Origin of the sequence: Exiguobacterium sp. s48 (assembly GCF_018617395.1) — a bacterium.
Classification (GTDB): domain Bacteria; phylum Bacillota; class Bacilli; order Exiguobacteriales; family Exiguobacteriaceae; genus Exiguobacterium.
Genome location: NZ_JACSKC010000001.1, coordinates 396,250 through 415,556 on the forward strand (window position 1 = coordinate 396,250; position 19,307 = coordinate 415,556).

Consider the following 19,307-nt stretch of genomic DNA (forward strand, 5'->3'; position numbering starts at 1 on the left):
GGAATAACGTGTGTTCAAATTGTGAAAAAAAGATGAACGATTGATTAGCGAATTGAATTTAAGTACTCCTCGATTTTTTGAGGAAGTTTCACGCCGAGTGGAAGCAGTCCTTCCGAGCCGAAAAAGACGTTGAACTCCAAAATATAAAATCCATCTTCTGTCACAATGACATCGAATGCTGCGTGGTTGATGGATAAGGTGTTCGCGATGGATTGAACTTCTTTGACGACATCTTCCGGGATATCTTCATAAGAGAAGTTGGCGCCTTGGGCAACGTTGTTTAAAAAGGCTTCACTGACACGCCAATAGGCACCGACGACTTCTTCTCCGATGACGATGACACGTAAGTCACGATCGTTCGGGATGAACTCTTGGACGTAAAACGTATCGTGTTTTTCAACGTACTCTAGCCAGTCTTGATCATTTTTAATCAACCATACGCCTTGCCCCATTGACGATTTAGCTTTTTTGGCAACGAACGGGTAGTGGAACTCTTCCAAAACGCGTTCAATCGTGTATGGATTTTTCCCGTAAATTAACGTCTTCGGAATGCGATGAGGATATGTTGCTTTAAAGGCGCGTGTCATTTCAATCTTGTCGTGCCCGAGATGATAAGTCGCAGGTGACGGGAAGATGGCTTTATTCATCCCATAGATGATGGAATTGACCATCCAATACTCGGGAAACAAAACAAGGTCGGCAGCACGTACCTTGTCGAGCTGGTCAAAATAGTATTCAGGTTTCGCATAGTCCGTTTTGATACCGGCCGATCGAATCATATTAAAAGAAACTTTTTTCATAAGTAGACGCATGGGTTGCGTCTATTCACTTCCTTTCTACATAGAACGCCTTACGGTCAACTTCAATTATAGTGTGGATTGCTTACATAGGGAAACAATTGTGGTAAAATCATGGCAGAAAGGGTGAGGGGTATGATAATCACTGAACAGACGATTGCCCTGCTCGATCAAACTGAAGAATTGACCGATTTGATTGAAGCAAGCGAATCGTTTCAAACATATATTCAAACGAAAGCGGCACGTCTCGCTTCACAAGAAGCAAAGGAGATTGAGCGTGAGTTTTTGAAGATGAAAGAGGACTACGAATATGTCCAACGTTTCGGAAAACACCATCCGGATCACGATCGCATCAAAAAAGAGATGCATCTCATCAAACGTCGTCTCGACGTTCAACCGGAAATCGCTGCGTTCAAAAAAGCGGAACGGAATCTAGACAAGTTATTAGGGGAAGTGAGTGAACTGTTGGCTCACTCAGTCTCTCCTCAAATTAAAGTTCCGACCGGCAATCCATTCTTCGACCAAGGTGGATGTTCTGGTGGGGGCAGTTGTGGAGGAGGCGGAAGTTGTGGATGCGCCGTCTAAGTTGAATGAACGGATTGGTTTCGTCGTATACGTGAATTCCTTGAAACAAGTGAAAGCACTCAGACGTTATGCGAATCTGTACTTTGTCTCAAAACGAGAGAAATATGCGTTTCTTTATACAGACCTCGACGGCCATGAAGCCGTACTCGAACAAGTAAAGTCATTGCCGTTCGTGGAAGCGGTCGTTCGAAGCGAACGTCCATTCATTTCTGAGACGTACGAGACAAAATCGAAATAAACCAAAAGATGAAGGTGGAATCACCTTCATCTTTTCTGCTGGAGGGAAAGACATGCGTGTCATATCTGGAGAACGAAAAGGGACCCGATTAAAGGCGGTCCCTGGGTCGGCGACGCGACCGACGACAGATAAAGTGAAAGAATCATTATTTAATATCATCGGACCTTATTTTTCAGGAGGAAAAGCGTTAGACCTCTATGCGGGCAGTGGGGGGCTAGGGATTGAAGCGTTGTCGAGAGGGTGTGACGAAGCCATCTTTGTCGATCGTCAACCGAAAGCCGTACAAACGATTCAAGAAAACTTGCGAGCGACCCATTATGAAGCAAAGGGAAAAGTATATCGTCAAGACGCGAAGGCGGTACTTGAACAGCTTGCAGGACAAGAAGAAGCATTTAAACTCATTTTTATGGATCCTCCGTATCACGCAGAGGAACACGTGATGTTCCTACAGAGGATTGATGAGGCGAACTTGTTACTAGACATTGGCGTCATCGTCTGCGAACACGGGAGTGGTGTGACGTTACCGGATCGTGTAGGACGTTTAGAACGAATTAAAGAACAGCGATACTCAGATGTCATCACCATCAGTTTTTATGAGTACGCGTCGGAGGAGTGACACGATGAAACGCATTGCGATTTGCCCGGGTAGCTTTGACCCGATTACGAATGGACACTTAGATATTATTGAGCGAGCGGCGGCCATCTTTGACGAAGTCATTGTCGCCGTGTTGGAAAACTCGAGTAAGGCACCTTTGTTTGATGTGGATGAACGGTTAGAGTTGATCCGTGATGTGACGACGCATCTGCCGAACGTGACAGCTGATGCGTTTGGCGGACTTCTTGTCGAATATGCTGCAGAACGTGAGGCGGCGACGATCGTACGCGGCCTCCGTGCAGTTTCTGATTTTGAGTACGAACTTCAAATCGCTTCAATCAATAAGAAGTTGAATGAGAACGTGGAAACCTTGTTCATGATGACGAACAGTCAATACTCGTTCCTTAGCTCGTCGATCGTCAAAGAAGTGGCGAAATACGGTGCATCGGTCAGTGAACTCGTCCCAATGCAGGTTGAAGCGGCGCTACGTAAAAAATATCAAGTGGGCTCTGAACAATGAAATCATTAAAAATCGGACTCGGGTTGCTCGCAACCGTGCTCCTCTTCTTATTCGTTCCACTTCCTTACTACATCTCATCACCTGGTGCAGCGACTTCGATTGAAGAATTCCTGACTGTCGAAGGGGGCGAGAAGGATGAAGGGGAACTGATGATGGTGACCATCTCGCAACGAAGAGCGACTCCGTTTTGGCTAGTGGAAAGTTGGGTCACACCATTTACGGAAGCCAATTTATCTAGTCGTTATTTATACGATGGAGAGAGCGAGGCGGATTACGACCGTCGTCAACAATTATTAATGGACTCCTCTCAACAAGCGGCGATTCAATATGCCTACAAATTGGCCGGTAGAGACGTCATCGTCGATTTTGAAGGAATTTATGTATCGGCTCCGATCCCCGGAACGCTTGCGGCAAACGTCTTGAAGCCTGGTGATGTCATCACGGCGATCGATGGGATGTCTTTTGCGACACGAGGGGACTTCTTGAACCGCGTGGCTGAATTTGAAGCAGGGGATGAAGTGAAGTTGACGATTGAGCGGGACGGGGAAGAGCGCATCGTCAAGACGCTCATTCAACCGATTGACCAAAGTGGGAATCGGGTCGGAATCGGGATTTATGAACCGCTTCCCGTTCAAAAGATCACAGCGGACCCTGAAGTGAATGTCGAACTGACGAATGTCGGCGGACCGTCTGCCGGTCTCATGTTTACTCTTGAAATCTATGATCAATTGACACCGGGTGATTTGGCGAAAGGGAAAAAAATTGCTGGGACAGGTACCGTCGATGAAGAAGGAAATGTTGGACCGATTGGAGGCGCCTGGCAAAAAATTGTCGCCGTGGACGAAGAAGAGGCGGAAGTCTTTTTTGTGCCAGCCGGTTCAAATTATGACGAAGCGATGGAATCACGCGACCGTCTCGACAGTGACATTCAAGTTGTCCCTGTGAAGACGGTCGAAGATGCGATTCGTTATTTAGAAGAGATGAACTGAGGACGTTGCCGATGCTCGATCAATGCCTCGTTCTGAAGCGGGAGTCGATACGCTTCGGTGACCCGGGCCTCGAAATCGAGCCGTGCATCGAATTTACTGAGGAGTGGGACGTCTTCTTTCACATCCCGTAATGCGCGTCGACCGATTTCATTAAAAGCGAGCGGTCTCACGTAAGGGACATCATCAAAACGTGTTGGTGCCTCCTCCTTTAACCAATGCAGGAGAATGGAGACGAACGCCCGCTGAATGGCGGTGCGCGTGTAGCGGCGTGTCGACACGACAGCAAGCGCGCGTTCAAACGATCGTTCGAGACCTGATTGTTTAAGCCGTGGGGCAAGAGACGAATCAATCCCGACGAACTCGGTCAGCGTAGTGAGGGGGAGGGTCCTTAATTTATATTGAAGGACGGGCCAATACAGTTCCCAGTGAGTCATCGCTTGCGTTTGGAACATCGCTTCCGTTGAAGCTGGTACGGCACGAACGTTACCTGTCTCTAAATAATGGGCCCGAATGCCTGTCGCTGACATGATATCCATCACTGATGGATCGTGATAGTCCGCACCGAGACGTTTGACTGTATGGAGTTGAAGTGATGTGGTTGCTTTAGCATAATGATAGGCCAAGATGTTATTCGGACGCGTCAAATCGAATGTCGGATACACCGCTTGAAAGGCACGACTAGACGCTTGTGCCGGAGAATGTCCTTCCTGCAACGCTTGGCGAAGTGCTGTTTTATAAAGAAGGGACTCTTCTACATTTGATTGGGCTGCATGGAGGATGGCATCTACATCGCCACTCTCGCTTCCGAACGATAGCGTCTGGCAACGGAGCTGTTCTGCAATCGAGACGGAGGCTTTCGCAAACCGATCGGCACGCTGGACCCCGTATTGGGTCGGTAGCTCGATGACCAGGTCGATGGCCCCACTCTCCACGGCGGCCTTAGCCCGTTTCCACTTGTCAAATGAAGCAGGTTCACCCCGTTGTGTGAACTGGGCACTCATGATGGCAATCATGACATCTGCCCCAGTTTCTTGCCGTGCAGTTTGCGCTTGATAAAAGTGTCCGTTATGAAACGGATTGTACTCTGCAATAATGGCCGTCTTTTGCATGATTTACTCCTTTGCATTGTCGTATGGATTGGTGTAAGATGAGTAAGTACGCTTTGGCAAAGCGCCGTCGTCAACTGATTTTAGTGTAAAGAAAAAACATTGACAAAACAAGTTGGCCTATCTATAATTCATATTGTTGCAATTGAGGTGATTCGGATGAAATGGTCTATTGCACAGCTACTTAAGCTCCGAAACCAGGGTGACGGTTTTACGATCGACGAGATGGTAGAACTACCAGAGCTTACTCAGCTCCATCCGGATATCCGTTCGATTCGCCCGGTGCATGTGCACGGGGATGCATCGTTCACATCTAATCAAGTTACATTCAATCTGAAGATTCAAGGTGACCTGACGTTGCCAGATGCGCGAACGTTAGAAGATGTCACTTATGAATTCGATATTGAATCGCTCGAGCCTTTCTTTTTGGAGAATGGGCGTTATACGGAGCAATTCGATGACGTGAATTTGCCAGAAGGAAATACAATCAGTCTTGTGCCGATTGTAAAAGAGCTCATCATGTTAGACGTCCCGATGCAAGTTTACGGGAACGAAACAGACAAAACTCAGGTTGAAGGAGAAGGCTGGACGCTCACTGACGAACAGCCGGATACCCAACCAAAAATTGACCCGCGATTCGCGGGACTGGCCGACCTGTTCTCGAAAAAAGAGAACGAGGAAGGTTAACTTTTCAAGGAGGTGGACAACGATGGCAGTACCATTCCGTAGAACGTCGAAAACTCGCAAACGTCTTCGTCGTACTCACTTCAAACTCAACGTACCTGGTATGAACGAGTGCCCGAACTGTGGCGAAATGAAACTTTCACACCGTGTTTGCAAATCTTGCGGACATTACAACGGTAAAGAAGTAACAAGCAAATAATGCTTGAAGGAGTGACCTGATTTCAGGTCACTCCTTTTTTGTTTGCGATTTTTGGGTCATGATGAAAAGTTGTGGTAAACTTTTTGTGCGAAAAAAGTTCTTTTAGGAGGAGGTCGACGATGAACTCCATCAAACGGATTGGCATCATCGGGAACGGAGCGGTTGGATTGCTGATGGCTTCCGTGCTCGCGGATGATTATGAGGTGACGATCTACGGAAGAAGTGCGACAGCTAGTGAAATTTTGATTACGAGGACCGGAGTGACAGACGGGACAGCGCGCGTTTCGTTCCGGTCTAGTCAGGTGCTAGAAGAAACGGAACAGGACGTTTTCTTTGTGACGACGAAAGCTCACCAAGTCGAGGAGGCGACGGCACGGCTTTCGGGGAGTGTGCCTGTTTTTATTTGTTCGAATGGAATCGCACACCTCGATTATGCGAAGCGTCGTGGATTTCATGTAGGCGTAATTGAGCATGGTGTGACGAAGCACGGTGATGTGATTGAGCATCGTGGGATCGGACGAATTCGAATCGGGAGTATGACCAATCTTGATCCGATACGATTTGCTGACAGTCCGCTACACATTTCGTGGGAAGAAGACATTGAACAGGTTATAGTCGAAAAGTTGTTCGCGAACGCCATTATTAATCCAATCACAGCCTTATGTCGTGTCCCTAACGGAGCGCTTGCGACTGCACCGTATCGTGAAATCGCACAGTCCATTTACGATGAATTGCTACCATTGTTCAAGCAAGATGTTCCCTACGCCTATATCGATTCGATTATCGAACGTACGGCGAACAATCGCTCCTCGATGCTGCGAGATCTCGAAGAAGGCAGAACGACGGAAGTCGACGCGATCTTGAAACCAGTGATTGAAAAAGCGGAAAAAATGCAAGTTTCAATCACCGTAATTCCCCTTCTACATAAACTGATTCAAGGAGCGAGCGCATCGTGCTAGTGTATATTGTTTCATTTCCACTCATCTTATGGTTTATGGTGTATATGATACTTAGAAAAATTATGCCGAAATCAATTAACGCATTCAAACTCGCATGTGATACCGGGGTCGTCCTTTGGTTTTATGCATGTGGGGTGTTACTAGAGGCAATCGTCGGGACGGAAGTGTTTCTATTACTCCTTGCTGCCTGTTGTGCCATCTTTCCGATTCATGCAATCTGGCAACGGATTCGCTATGAGGAAGTGCTATTCAGGAAGATGTTCGTCCACGGATGGCGGTTGCTCTTCTTGTTACTCGTCCCAACACATGCGGTTTTATTCGCAATTGGCGTAGCCAGAGAAATGATCCGTTGATTGATTGAAAGGAAGTTGTTATACGTGAAGGTAGAAGCATTTGACGCCCAATATGCCCCCTCATCTCCAATGATTCAAATTGATCGAGGCTATGAGCGCTGGCTTGATTATCAAGGTATGGATGATGTCGAAAAACGTGCTGAGGAAATTACAAATCGTTCCTATGAACATCTGCATGACCTTGTCCGAATTTTAAAAGAACAGCAACGACAGTTCGGGGAACTATCGGACGAGCTAACAGCGAACCTTGAGTTGCTCGAACGGCGAGAAGCATATGTCATGGTGACAGGACAACAGGTTGGTGTATATGGGGGGCCACTATTTGCCGTTTACAAATTGTTGGCGGTAATCAAGCGAGCGAAGCAGGCAGAAGTCACATTAGGGAAGCCGGTTCTCCCGATTTTCTGGATGGCGACGGAAGATCATGACTTTGCGGAAATCAACCACGTCTTCACAACACAACCGTTTTCTCGAAACTTGAAAAAAGACGCGTTGTCATCATTGCCATTGGCAGGAAAAGCATCGGTAGGGGACTTGGAGTTTGAACGGGTGAAGCTCGATCTTGTTCAAATGGCGCAACGCCTCCTATTAAATGAGACAGAGACGCCGCACACATCGCGGTTGTATCATGAATTGATTGATCTCATTCAATCGAGCCATTCGTTCGCTCAATTTTTCGGTGGGATGATGCGTCGATTCGTCGGAACCGACTTCTTGTTGTTTGACCCCCATGCACAAGATGTACGCGCCCTTGAGCGACCGATGTTCCGACGCCTTATCGAACGTCATGATGCGCTCCACGAAGCGCTCGCACATGCTTATGAAGAAGGGATGCCGTCGGTTGAATTGAACAAAGAGGCCGCTCATTTGTTTTATCATGACGGCACGCGGGAACTCCTCACAAAAAGTGATGGCGTCTATACGACGAAGCGTGGACATCGCTTCACAGAAACGGAACTGATTGCGGAGATTGAGGCGCACCCAGAACGTTTTTCCAATAACGTGATCTCAAGGCCGCTCATGCAGGACTACTTGTTCCCAACGCTTGGATACGTTGCGGGTCCTGGTGAAATCGCCTATTGGTTACAACTTCGACCATTATTCCACACATTGGGATGGAAGATGCCGCTCCTGATGCCACGACTTGGTGCTGTAATCGTGTCAAGAAACGATGAGAAGAAGCTTCGTCAAGAAGGTGTGACGTTAGAAGAATATATGACGCAGCCTCTCCCGGACCATGCGTTTGATGATGAAGCGTTTGAGGAGAAGTTGTATGCGTATCGGGCGCTCACGGAGGCGATCGGTCAGGAAGCACGCAAGCAGGGAAGACGTTTCGAATTGAAGTCGAGACATGTTCTCGAACGGTTGGCCGATGAGATGCGTGCCGAGTCAAAACGAGAACAATACCGATTGAACGCACGCCGAATTCACCTGTCGACTCGATTGTTCCCGATGGACGCACCGCAAGAGCGCATATTATCGATGGTTCCCATGTTGAATCGTCATGGATTAGACGTTTTTCGTCGATTGAAACTCGCCTATGAACAGTCTGATTCTGAACGATGTTTGTTCCGAGTCTAATCGATGATTGAAGAGCTCTTGACATCTGTCGAGAGCTTTTTTTTGTTGTTACCTTTTTGTTTCCTCTTTTCGCTAAAAACCTATACGGACCTTGACATTTTTATGATAAAGTAAGTGTAATAAAACAGTTGAAATATGTAGGTTGAGAGGGTTTTTTAAATGTTTGAGCATGAAACGGTTTTAAAAATGGAGTCCATCGAAGGATTGAACATCAAACCAGATGGGGTATATGTCGATTGTACGTTAGGTGGAGCGGGGCATAGTGAAGAGATCGCGAAACGTCTAACGACGGGTCAACTATATGCGTTCGACCAAGATGACGTCGCACTCGCGCATGCGAAAGAGCGATTGGCTCCTTATGAAGGCCGTGTGACGTTTATAAAGAGCAACTTCGTTCACTTGAAAGAGGAACTTACTCAACGCGGTGTGACAAAAGTGGACGGCGTCCTATTCGACTTAGGCGTTTCTTCACCTCAACTTGATGAGGCGGAACGAGGATTCAGCTACAACTATGATGCACCACTCGATATGAGAATGGACCGGTCACGGGAGTTTTCAGCATATCACGTTGTGAATGAATGGTCGTTTGGGGAACTTGCTCGTATTTTCTTTACATACGGGGAGGAAAAGTTTTCGAAACAAATCGCACGAAAGATTGAGCAAGCCCGTGCCGATAAACCAATTGAGACGACGTTCGAGCTAGTCGACTTGATTAAAGAAGCGATTCCTGCACCAGCACGAAGAAAAGGCGGTCATCCGGCGAAGCGGACGTTCCAAGCGATTCGAATCGCTGTCAATGATGAATTGAATGTATTCGACCGCGCTGTTCAAGATGCGATCGATCTCCTCGCATTGAACGGACGCATCTGTGTTATCACGTTCCATTCTTTAGAAGACCGGATTTGTAAACAAGTGTTTAAAGAACGGAGCCAGCATCCACCATTACCACCAGGATTGCCGGTTATTCCAAAAGAATTTGAACCTGAGCTCAAGCTGATCACGCGCAAACCGATTGTAGCGAGTGAAGGCGAACTCGAGGATAATCGACGTTCACGCTCAGCCAAACTGAGAGTGGCTGAAAAACAAAAATAATTTGGATTGTAGGAGGGATACCTGATGCCAGAAGCTGCCCGTAAGGCGTTGCAGCCTCAAGTTTCACCGAATCGAAATCCGATTCCGCAAGAACGACCAATACCAGCTCCAAAACGACGCACGTTGACCTTGTTCGAATCGATCCTGTATCCAGTCATGATTGGTTCAGTGGTCATGTTCGGTGGCATCACGGTGTCGAAGCATAACGAAGCGTATAACATTATGCGTGACACAGCGGCCCTCAATCAGCAAATCGATGGAGTTGCCAAAGAAAACGAAGAACTGAAGTATGAAATCGCCCAATTAAGCTCGCCCGAAAGAATTTATGCGATTGCCGAGAAACTCGGAATGAAATTCAATGAGAAGAATGTCAAGGTGATTGATTGATGAATTCTTTAAAACAGAGTAAAAAAAGAGTGGCGTGGGTAGCGATTGTCTGCTTCACCCCACTCTTTTTATTTTTTGTCGGATGGTTTCTATACTTATCCGTGACGCATACGTACAAAGGCGAGAACATGTTGGCGTTTGCGGAAGAACAGCGTTGGAAGGCGGTCAGTACGTTAGAGGCAGAACGAGGCGAGGTATATGATCGGTTCGGTCAACCGATTGCCATCAACATCCCGTCCTACCGGCTCGTTGCCGTGTTGAAACTCGGTGGGGAGCGGGTCAAAGAAAAGACACTCATGCCCGATGAATTCGCCGAAGCGGCGAAGCAATTGTCGACCGTGCTTCCTATGACAGAAGCAGATTTATTGAAACGGCTCGAACAAAACGCCGACCTCGGACAAATCGAGTTCGGTGTTCCCGGGCGTGACTTAACCGTGGAACAAAAAGAAAAAATCGAGGCGTTTGACCTTCCCGGCATCACATTTGTCGAGGAGCCGAAGCGCTATTACCCGAATAAAGTATTTGCTTCCTCGGTGATTGGGTATGCTCAGAAGATTGACCAGAACGGTCGCATCGAGCTTGTCGGGGAACTTGGGATTGAAAAGTCACTGAACGATATTTTGAGTGAATCGTATGGTCTGTATCGGTTCGAGAAAGACTTGGCTGGTCGCGAACTCGTGTCAAGCGATGAGCAGTTGAAAATCGAGCCGGAAGATGGGGCAGATGTCCAATTGACAATCGATCATCGGATTCAGCAATTGCTTGAGACGAAGATGAGTGAATTATACGAGGAGTATGAACCACAGCACGCGACGGCCATCATCATGGATCCAAAGACGGGTGAAATTATCGCTTTGTCGGACCGTCCGTCGTTTGATCCGAATACGCGTGAGATTTCATCGTATAGTAACTTCTCCGTATCGTCCCGATTTGAACCAGGATCGACGATGAAGATTTTTACGCTCGCCGCAGCAATCAACGAGGGCGTATTCAATCCGAATGAGATGTATGAATCGGGTTCATATAAATACGGCAAGACGGTATTCAATGATTACAACATTACCGGATGGGGTACCATTCCTATGGTAGAAGGCGTTTGGCATTCGTCAAACGTCGCATTCTCGATATTAGCGAACGAACGTCTCGGTCTCAGTCGATATGAAGATTATTTCAAAGCCTTCAAGTTTGATCAGCGGACAGGAATCGATTTGCCTGGAGAGGTCAATAGTCAATTCGACTTTGAGAGCCCGATGAACGTCTTGATTACCGCATGGGGGCAATCGACAGCGGTGACTCCGATGCAAATCTTACAGGCGACATCGGCCATCGCGACAGATGGAACGATGAAACAACCTCACGTCATCAAGAAAATCGTCAATAGTGAGACGGGTGAGACGATTCGGACGACCAATCCGAAAGAAGTGGGTCAACCGATCACTGCAGAGACTGCCAAAAAAACGCGTGAAGCACTAGACGGTGTCGTCAATAGCGACGTCGGGACCGGTCAATTATATGCGTTAGATAATTACCGCGTCGTCGGGAAGACTGGTACGGCGCAAATCGCCGAGAACGGAAAATATTTGAGTGGACAGTATATCCACTCGTTCGTCGGGATGGCTCCGGAAGACGACCCGGAACTTGTCATGTATATCGCAGTCGACAGACCGAACAGTGACTCGTCGACGACAGGACCACGTATCATGGCTCCTCTTTTTAAAGACGTGATGGACGTTGCCTTACGTTACCGTAGTGTCGAGCCGGAGAAACAAGAAAAAGCAGTCGAGGCTTCGACGAAAACGACTGCATCGTATCTTGGTAAAAACCGGGAAGAGGTCGTGAAAGAGTCGAAGGATCAATCGTTTAATCCGATTGTCTTAGGCGATGGGGACGAAGTGACGGCTCAAAGTCCTGTGAAAGGTCAATCGTATGTCGTCGGTGAACGACTGTTGCTAAAAACGAGTGATTCGTTTACGATGCCTACATTAAAAGGCTGGTCGTTACGTGACGTGAAACGTTTGGCGACGCTATATCAATTGAATTTAGAAATCGATGGTACCGGATTTGTCACATCACAATCGATAGGCAAAGGAAAGCCGGTCAAAACAGGTGCTTCATTAAAAGTGAAATTGAAGACACCGTCGAATTAACGCACGAGATGAAGAGGGCTGCGGCTCTCTTTTCCTATGTAAGAGGAGGAAGTTTGTATGGAACAATTGACAGTTCAGAAATTAGCGTCTTGGTTTGGGATGGATGTACGTGACGAACGCCTCGTCGAACGCGTCGCCACAGATTCGAGAGATGAAAATGAAGCGGGTCTCTTCGTCCCAATCGTTGGGGCGCGAGTCGACGGTCATGACTACATCGAGTCGGCAGTCGAAAAAGGTGCGATTGTCACGTTCTGGGAAGAAGGGCGTCCACAACCAGACAACCTTGTTGTCATTCCTGTCAAATCGACGGTCGAGGCACTGCAAACGGCAGCGGCCCGTTATTTAGAAGAAATCAAGCCACTTGTCGTCGCCATTACGGGATCGAATGGAAAAACGTCCACGAAAGATATGATTGCAGTCGTGCTTGAAGAAAAATTTAAGACACATAAGACGGCTGGGAATTTCAACTCGGACGTCGGCTTACCGTTGACCGTCCTCCGAATGCCACGGGATACAGAAGTGGCCGTACTCGAGATGGGGATGAATGGATTCGGTCAAATCGAAGCGCTATCCAAACTTGCCAAACCGGACGTGGCATTTGTGACGAATATCGGGGAGTCCCATGGTGAACAAGTCGGTGGGCGTTCGGGAATTGCCAAAGCGAAACTAGAAATCAAAGCTGGACTCAAAGCGGACGGTCGACTCATCGTCGATGCGGATGAACCACTTTTAGCCGGGCAAGGCTATCGTGTCGGGTATAATGAGACGGCTGACGGGAAAATCGAAGTGATTGAGACGTCGTTTGACGCATCGATTTTTAAATACAACGGTGATTTATATGAATTAAAAGTACTCGGTGCCCATCAGATTCGAAATGCGGCCTATGCGATTGCATGTGGATTAGCGCTCGGTCTTGATCATGCGATGATTCAACGTGGACTAGACCGAATCAAGTTGACATCGATGCGGATGGAAAAACAGATGTTTGGTGATGCCCATCTCATTAACGATGCCTACAACGCAAGTCCAACGTCGATGATTGCGGCAATTGAAACGGTCAAATCACTCGAAGGATTCTCACATCGTGTGCTCGTTCTTGGCGATATGTATGAGTTAGGAATGGATGAACAAGCACAACACGAACAAGTAGGTGAAGTCGTAACGTTCCCGGTGACGGACTGCATCCTAGTCGGGGAAAAAGCAAAATGGATTGCCGATGGGATTCAAGATTCACGTGTCAACGTCAAAGCGGTAGCTACTGTGGAGGAAGCGAAGGAACTCCTTCATCGTTATCAGCGACCGGATACTGTGGTATTGTTAAAGGCATCTCGAGGACTGGCGCTTGAGCGCCTCGTTCAATAAATAGAGTAGTGAGGTAGCATCATGTTAATTAGTTTAATCGTATTAATCAGTTCATTATTAAGTGTCTTAATCGTCATGCCACGAGCTATCCCGGCATTACGTCAGTTGAAATTTGGACAGGAGATTCGGGACGAGGGTCCAGGTTGGCACCAGAAGAAATCGGGCACACCGACGATGGGTGGGATCGTGATCTTGCTTGCGATTCTCGTCGGCTTCATCGTATCCGTCATCTTCGGAGAAGCGGTCGCTGGTTTTGGGACTCTTCTATTCGTTACGATGGCATTCGGTGTCATCGGTTTCTTAGATGACTATATTAAAGTCGTCAACAAGCGAAACCTTGGATTGACATCTCTTCAGAAGTTGATCGGTCAAATCGTAGTATCGGTATTGTTTGCATGGTTTTTATCACTCGGAGGAGAACTCGATACGTCAATCTCCATCCCATTCACATCGATTTCGTTTGATACAGGGTGGTTCTATATCGCCATCGTCATCTTCTGGCTCGTCGGGTTCTCAAACGCCGTCAACTTGACTGATGGGTTAGACGGACTTGTTTCGTTCTCAGCTATCCCGACGTTCACGTTCTTTGGAATTTATGCACATGCACAAGATGAACTCGGAATCGCTTGGTTCGCCTTTGCTGTCGTGGGTGCTTTGATTGGATTCCTTGTGTTTAATAAATACCCAGCAAAAATCTTTATGGGGGACACGGGGTCACTCGCATTAGGGGGGGCCGTTGCCGGACTCGCACTCATGCTGAAGCTCGAGTTACTCCTCGTCTTTGTCGGCATCATCTTCGTCATTGAGACGTTGAGCGTTATCTTGCAAGTCATCTCGTTCAAAACGACAGGCAAGCGTCTCTTTAAGATGAGTCCGATCCATCACCATTTTGAAATGGTCGGTTGGTCAGAGTGGCGCATCGTGCTCACGTTCGGTGGGATCAGTTTAATTACGGCAGGTTTATCATTACTACTCATGTAAAAGGGTGAGACAGATGGAAAAGCAATGGCACGGTAAAAAAATTCTCGTCCTCGGCGCCGCGAAGAGCGGTATTGCTGCAGCGACTTATCTGCATCATGCAGGAGCGGATGTAACCATCAATACGGGAAACATTCCGCCTCAAGAGGAACAAGAGAAAATTCAAGCACTCGGGATTCGTTCTGTCTTTAACGAACATCCAATCGGTTTGTTGAATGAGGCGGACTTGATTGTCAAGAATCCAGGAATTCCTTATCATATTCCGTTGCTCCAAGAAGCGATGTCACGAGAGATTCCGATCTATACAGAAGTGGAGCTCGCTTATCGAGCAACAGAGGCAGACTTTGTCGCCATCACAGGGTCAAATGGAAAAACGACGACAACGACACTAGTTCATGAGCTACTCAAAGGTGGTGAACGACCGGTGCATCTTGCAGGGAACATTGGATTCCCTGCGATCGAGGTCGCGACAAAAGCCAAAGCAGGCGATTTGATTGTCATCGAGTTATCAAGCTTTCAATTGATGGGGATCGAATCGTTCCATCCACGTTCCGCTGCTTTACTCAATCTATCGGAAGCTCATCTGGATTATCACGGGGACTTTAAGTCATATGCGGATGCAAAAGGAAACTTGTTCCGTCAAATGACGAATGACGATCAACTCGTTGTGAAACGTACCGATTCAGAAGTGATGAAACGTGTACCGGAGCAGATTCATCCGAGCACATTCAGTTTTGACGATGGCGACGCCTCGGTCGTTGATGGGTGGGTCACGGTTCGCGGTGAAAAAATCATCCAGGTAAACGAACTGGCTTTAGGTGGAGCCCATAACGTGGAAAATGTATTGGCCGCGTTACTTCTGATTGAACCGTTCCACATTCCGCGTGCCCATATCGAACGTGTGTTACGAAATTTTGGTGGAGTCGCGCATCGGACAGAAAGCCTTGGCACTGTGCTTGGTCGCTCTGTCTATAACGACTCGAAAGCAACGAACAACGTGGCAGCAGAAGCGGCTCTACGTGGGTTTGATGCCCCGATCGTATGGCTCTGCGGTGGTCTCGAACGTGGTGCGGATTTATCTGCCCTCATTCCAGCCTTATCAAACGTGAAAACGGTCATCGCTTTCGGTGAGACGGCTGAACGATTTAAAGCGCTCGGCGAGTCCCAACAGATTCCATCGTTTACGGTCAGTACATTAGAAGAGGCTCTTCCTCTTGCATTTGAACAATCAGATAAGGGAGACGTCATCTTACTTTCCCCTGCTTGTGCTAGCTGGGATCAATTTAAAACGTTTGAAGAACGAGGCGAGCAGTTCGTAAAACTCGTCCGTTCATATGAGGAGGCGAACCGATGAAGATTATGATATCTGGTGGTGGTACCGGTGGTCATATTTATCCGGCACTCGCACTGATTGAAACGCTACAGAAACGTCACCCGGATTTACAGGTACAATACATCGGGACGGAGAATGGATTAGAAGCCGATCTCGTTCCGCGAGCAGGGGTTCCGTTCAAGTCGATTCAAATCGCCGGTCTTAAACGTTCCCTTTCACTCGAAAATCTGAAGACGGCCTATTGGTTCTTAAAAGCCGTACGTTCTTTAAAAAAAGATATGGCTGCCTTTAAACCGGATGTCGTCATCGGGACAGGTGGTTTCGTATCCGGACCAGTCGTTTATACAGCACAACAACTCGGAATTCCAACGATTCTTCACGAACAAAACAGCATTCCGGGATTAACAAACAAATTCCTATCGAAGAAAGCTGATCGAGTCGCCCTCTCGTTTAAAGGTTCAGATGTCCATTTCCCAGGTGCGAACGTTCGATTAATCGGGAACCCGCGTGGAAGTGAAGTGCTACAAACAGAAGTCGATGAGGCTTCGGTAAGAGCACAATACAAGTTAGATGAGCGTCCAATCGTATTGATATACGGAGGAAGCCGAGGCGCAGAGGCGATCAACCGAGCGGTTGTGGAAGCAATCCCGACACTTTCGGAATTGCCGATCAATGTACTATACGTCACCGGAAAAGTGCATTACGATGCGGTGTCGAAGCAGGCGCCATCTTCTGATAACGTTCATATTCATCCATACGTATACGATATGCCGTCTTTACTCGCCTGTACGTCACTCGTCATCTCACGAGCCGGAGCATCAACGATTTCAGAATTGACGGCACTCGGACTTCCAAGTGTGTTGATCCCGAGTCCTTACGTGACCGCGGATCATCAAACGAAAAATGCATCTGCTCTTGTCGAGAACGGCGCAGCGTTACTTGTGAAAGAAGATGAATTGACAGGAGAGACGCTTGTACAAGCGATTCGTGAAGTCCTTGAACATCAAGAAGAGATGGCGAAAGCATCCCGTGCACTTGGATTCCCTCATGCGGCAGATGCTTTAGCTGATTTAGCAGAAGAAGTCATTCGATAAAGGAGTAGAATCCGATGGAACCTAGCCAACAAACGGTACGTAGTCTCGAAGACCGTATTCCATATATGAAGAAACAACGGCGAAAAAAAGCGAACCGTCGGATGTTTTCTGTACTCTCCTTATTTGGGATTCTAATCTTACTCGTAGTTTATATGCAAACCTCGATGTCAAACGTCAAAGAAGTGAACGTATCCGGTCTTTTCTGGTTAGAAAAGTCGTACGTGTTTCAAGATGTGGAACTCGACACGACGACAAAGTTTATTAGTCTGTCCCCAAAAAAGATGAGTGAGCAGATGGAACAGCTGCCTGGTGTCAAACAGGTAGAGATCGATCGTTCTTGGTACAACAATGTTCAAATCAACGTGACAGAAGAAAAGATGATCGCCTACGCGAGGGCAGACAAGGGAGATGTGGTCGTCTTAGCAGACGGCTCGCTTCATCCGACCGGTACCATTACTGACCCTCAAAAGTTAAAGGACGGTCCCCTTCTTAGGGAATTCAATTCTGAAGAAGAACTTAAAAAGATTGCGAGTGAACTCGAGCGTGTGGATGATGCGACTCGGGCTCGTATGTCAGAAGTGACGTTGGCAAAGAAAAAAGGAGAACCGACGCGATACGAGATTTTCATGAATGATGGAAATACATTGCTAACTCCGACATTGAAGTTAAGTGAGACCGTCTCGAAATATGGAGAAATCTATGAAAATATCCCGAAAGGCGAGCGCGGGACAGTCGTCATGGATGGTGGGTTTTACTTCGTTCCATACAAGAAAACGAATGAATAATCAGTTATATTACAGTCCTTAGACAGTTAAGGGCTGTTTTTTTGTTGTTTGTAAACGAATTGATAACGCGAAACCGCTTAAATTGTAGGATTCTACCTTTTCTCACTATCTTATTTGTTGTAAACTTAGACGTGAGATATCTTGTCGAAACCAACAATTTTATTGGATATCTGTATATGTGTCAGGCAATTGGAACAGGAAAATTATAGAGCGGAGGTGTTTCCCTTTTGGAAGCGAATGGTTATGTAGCCGCATTAGATATTGGAACGTCAGAGATTAAGCTCGTCGTCGGTGAATTGCTCGGCGGAACGCTTAATATTTTGGCAGAAGGGTGTGCACCGTCTGCGGGTGTAAAACGTGGCGCAGTCGTAGATATCGATAAGACAGTTCAAGCGATCAAACAGGCCGTTGAACATGCCGAAACATCACTAGGCGATCAAATTCGATCTGTATACGTTGCCATCGAAGGGGAACATATCCAAATTGCCCCATGTCATGGAATCGCATCTGTGAAGCGGGAAGACCAGGAAATTACGGACGCAGACGTGATGGAAGTCATCAACTCGGCACAAGTGATGCGCTTACCGGATGAGATGAGTGTCATCGACGTCATTCCATCCTCATTCACGGTCGATCAACAAACAGGTGTCGTTGATCCGCGTGGCATGTTAGGCTATCGACTTGAGATGCACGGGAAAATGGTAACCGGATCGAAGACCATTTTACATAGTATTCGTCGTTCGATCGAACGGGCCGGATTACAACTCGAAGGATTTATTTTAGGAAATCTTGCACTCGGCATGAGCGCGGCTTCTGTAGATGAAATCGATTTAGGAATCGGCCTCGTCGATGTCGGACATGAAAAAACGACGGTTTCCGTATTTTATCGGGGAGACCTCGTCTATTCATATATTCTCCCGGTCGGTGGGGACCATATGACGAGAGATTTGGTTTATAAGCTCAATTGTAAGTATCAAGACGCCAAAGTTGCGAAAGAAGAATACGGTCTCGCTCTTGAAGAAATGGCCGACGGGACAGAAGGTTTCTCCTATACGAACATCAATGGGGAAGTGGCGTTTGAACCACAATCAGAAATTAGCTACGTTTTAGAAGCAAGAATAGAGGAAATGTTTACACTTATGTTGAATAAGGTTCAAAAAGTAGGTGTTCCGATGCTAAATGGCGGATACTTACTTTGCGGTGGAGCAGCCGCTCTGCCTGGTATTCAGGAATTGGCGACTCGGATTATGGGCCAAAAGACGAGATTGTACCAACCTTCGTCGATTGGTGTCAGACATCCGAAGTACGCGACAGCCGTCGGCGTATTGAAATATGTGTTGATGAGCGATCATCACGTTTCGAAATCTCAACTTGAAAAACCGGAAGTTCGTCAAGAAACACTTCACACGAAGCAAGAAGCGACCGATATTCATGTAGGAGAGAACGAATACGAGACCGATCAGGAATCGAAAAAAGGGTTTAGTCGTTTGATGGAAAAATTATTTGGCGTTTAAGCTGATGTT

At 47.2% G+C, this 19,307-nt stretch carries 21 protein-coding genes; 19 read left to right on the forward strand and 2 right to left on the reverse strand.

The window, feature by feature from the left end:
- Positions 1–44 precede the first annotated feature (44 nt).
- Complete coding sequence (locus KNO66_RS02020) at positions 45–800, reverse strand: ATP-grasp domain-containing protein (protein ID WP_251128044.1); 756 nt, start codon at positions 798–800, stop codon at positions 45–47.
- Between the two features lie 132 nt (positions 801–932).
- On the opposite strand from KNO66_RS02020, the gene KNO66_RS02025 reads away from it, so the two are divergent.
- The 5 genes from KNO66_RS02025 to KNO66_RS02045 are packed head-to-tail and all read left to right on the forward strand — an operon-like array spanning position 933 to position 3,724.
- Positions 933–1,382, forward strand: coding sequence for a YlbF/YmcA family competence regulator (locus KNO66_RS02025; protein ID WP_214739944.1), 450 nt, complete (start codon positions 933–935; stop codon positions 1,380–1,382).
- Positions 1,366–1,620, forward strand: coding sequence for a YlbG family protein (locus tag KNO66_RS02030; protein ID WP_353047809.1), 255 nt, complete (start codon positions 1,366–1,368; stop codon positions 1,618–1,620). The genes KNO66_RS02025 and KNO66_RS02030 overlap by 17 nt, the downstream gene beginning before the upstream one ends.
- Before the next feature lie 52 nt (positions 1,621–1,672).
- The gene (gene rsmD / locus KNO66_RS02035) at positions 1,673–2,236 is read left to right on the forward strand and encodes a 16S rRNA (guanine(966)-N(2))-methyltransferase RsmD (protein ID WP_214739946.1); all 564 of its coding nucleotides are present in this window, start codon (positions 1,673–1,675) and stop codon (positions 2,234–2,236) included.
- A gap of 4 nt (positions 2,237–2,240) precedes the next feature.
- Positions 2,241–2,735 carry a pantetheine-phosphate adenylyltransferase gene (coaD, locus tag KNO66_RS02040; protein WP_214739948.1) on the forward strand — a complete coding sequence of 165 codons (495 nt, stop codon included), beginning with the start codon at positions 2,241–2,243 and terminating at the stop codon, positions 2,733–2,735.
- Entirely contained in the window at positions 2,732–3,724 is a 993-nt protein-coding gene (locus tag KNO66_RS02045; protein WP_214739950.1) for a SepM family pheromone-processing serine protease, read from the forward strand. The genes coaD and KNO66_RS02045 overlap by 4 nt, the downstream gene beginning before the upstream one ends.
- Here the strand turns inward: KNO66_RS02045 and KNO66_RS02050 are convergent.
- A complete protein-coding gene (locus KNO66_RS02050; protein ID WP_214739952.1) occupies positions 3,703–4,833 on the reverse strand; it encodes a tRNA(Met) cytidine acetate ligase in 1,131 nt (376 codons plus the stop codon). The genes KNO66_RS02045 and KNO66_RS02050 overlap by 22 nt on opposite strands.
- A 156-nt stretch (positions 4,834–4,989) precedes the next feature.
- On the opposite strand from KNO66_RS02050, the gene KNO66_RS02055 reads away from it, so the two are divergent.
- The 14 genes from KNO66_RS02055 (at position 4,990) to ftsA (ending at position 19,298) form a co-directional block, all read left to right on the forward strand.
- Complete coding sequence (locus tag KNO66_RS02055; RefSeq protein WP_214739953.1) at positions 4,990–5,517, forward strand: YceD family protein; 528 nt, start codon at positions 4,990–4,992, stop codon at positions 5,515–5,517.
- Between the two features lie 22 nt (positions 5,518–5,539).
- Complete coding sequence (rpmF, locus tag KNO66_RS02060; RefSeq protein ID WP_015881300.1) at positions 5,540–5,713, forward strand: 50S ribosomal protein L32; 174 nt, start codon at positions 5,540–5,542, stop codon at positions 5,711–5,713.
- Positions 5,714–5,832: 119 nt separating this feature from the next.
- A complete protein-coding gene (locus KNO66_RS02065) occupies positions 5,833–6,672 on the forward strand; it encodes a ketopantoate reductase family protein (protein ID WP_214739955.1) in 840 nt (279 codons plus the stop codon).
- Complete coding sequence (locus KNO66_RS02070) at positions 6,672–7,025, forward strand: DUF3397 domain-containing protein (protein WP_353048560.1); 354 nt, start codon at positions 6,672–6,674, stop codon at positions 7,023–7,025. The genes KNO66_RS02065 and KNO66_RS02070 overlap by 1 nt, the downstream gene beginning before the upstream one ends.
- A gap of 69 nt (positions 7,026–7,094) precedes the next feature.
- On the forward strand, positions 7,095–8,606 hold the full coding sequence (gene bshC / locus KNO66_RS02075) for a bacillithiol biosynthesis cysteine-adding enzyme BshC (RefSeq protein ID WP_251128045.1): 1,512 nt from the start codon (positions 7,095–7,097) through the stop codon (positions 8,604–8,606).
- A 159-nt stretch (positions 8,607–8,765) separates the two neighbouring features.
- Positions 8,766–9,698: a 16S rRNA (cytosine(1402)-N(4))-methyltransferase RsmH gene (rsmH, locus tag KNO66_RS02080; RefSeq protein WP_214739961.1), complete on the forward strand. Its 933-nt coding sequence runs from the start codon at positions 8,766–8,768 to the stop codon at positions 9,696–9,698.
- 24 nt (positions 9,699–9,722) lie between these two features.
- Complete coding sequence (gene ftsL, locus KNO66_RS02085) at positions 9,723–10,085, forward strand: cell division protein FtsL (RefSeq protein ID WP_214739963.1); 363 nt, start codon at positions 9,723–9,725, stop codon at positions 10,083–10,085.
- Positions 10,085–12,232 (forward strand): penicillin-binding protein, encoded by a 2,148-nt coding sequence (locus KNO66_RS02090; protein WP_214739965.1) that lies wholly within the window; start codon positions 10,085–10,087, stop codon positions 12,230–12,232. Before ftsL ends, KNO66_RS02090 begins: the two co-directional genes overlap by 1 nt.
- Before the next feature lie 57 nt (positions 12,233–12,289).
- Positions 12,290–13,594, forward strand: a complete 1,305-nt coding sequence (locus KNO66_RS02095) for a UDP-N-acetylmuramoyl-tripeptide--D-alanyl-D-alanine ligase (RefSeq protein ID WP_214739967.1) — start codon at positions 12,290–12,292, stop codon at positions 13,592–13,594.
- Positions 13,595–13,615: 21 nt separating this feature from the next.
- A complete protein-coding gene (gene mraY, locus KNO66_RS02100; RefSeq protein WP_214739969.1) occupies positions 13,616–14,575 on the forward strand; it encodes a phospho-N-acetylmuramoyl-pentapeptide-transferase in 960 nt (319 codons plus the stop codon).
- Positions 14,576–14,588: 13 nt separating this feature from the next.
- Positions 14,589–15,926: a UDP-N-acetylmuramoyl-L-alanine--D-glutamate ligase gene (murD, locus tag KNO66_RS02105; RefSeq protein WP_214739970.1), complete on the forward strand. Its 1,338-nt coding sequence runs from the start codon at positions 14,589–14,591 to the stop codon at positions 15,924–15,926.
- Positions 15,923–16,999, forward strand: a complete 1,077-nt coding sequence (murG, locus tag KNO66_RS02110) for an undecaprenyldiphospho-muramoylpentapeptide beta-N-acetylglucosaminyltransferase (RefSeq protein ID WP_214739972.1) — start codon at positions 15,923–15,925, stop codon at positions 16,997–16,999. The genes murD and murG overlap by 4 nt, the downstream gene beginning before the upstream one ends.
- Before the next feature lie 14 nt (positions 17,000–17,013).
- Positions 17,014–17,784, forward strand: a complete 771-nt coding sequence (locus tag KNO66_RS02115; protein WP_214739974.1) for a cell division protein FtsQ/DivIB — start codon at positions 17,014–17,016, stop codon at positions 17,782–17,784.
- Positions 17,785–18,011: 227 nt separating this feature from the next.
- A complete protein-coding gene (gene ftsA, locus KNO66_RS02120; RefSeq protein WP_214739976.1) occupies positions 18,012–19,298 on the forward strand; it encodes a cell division protein FtsA in 1,287 nt (428 codons plus the stop codon).
- Positions 19,299–19,307 lie beyond the last annotated feature (9 nt).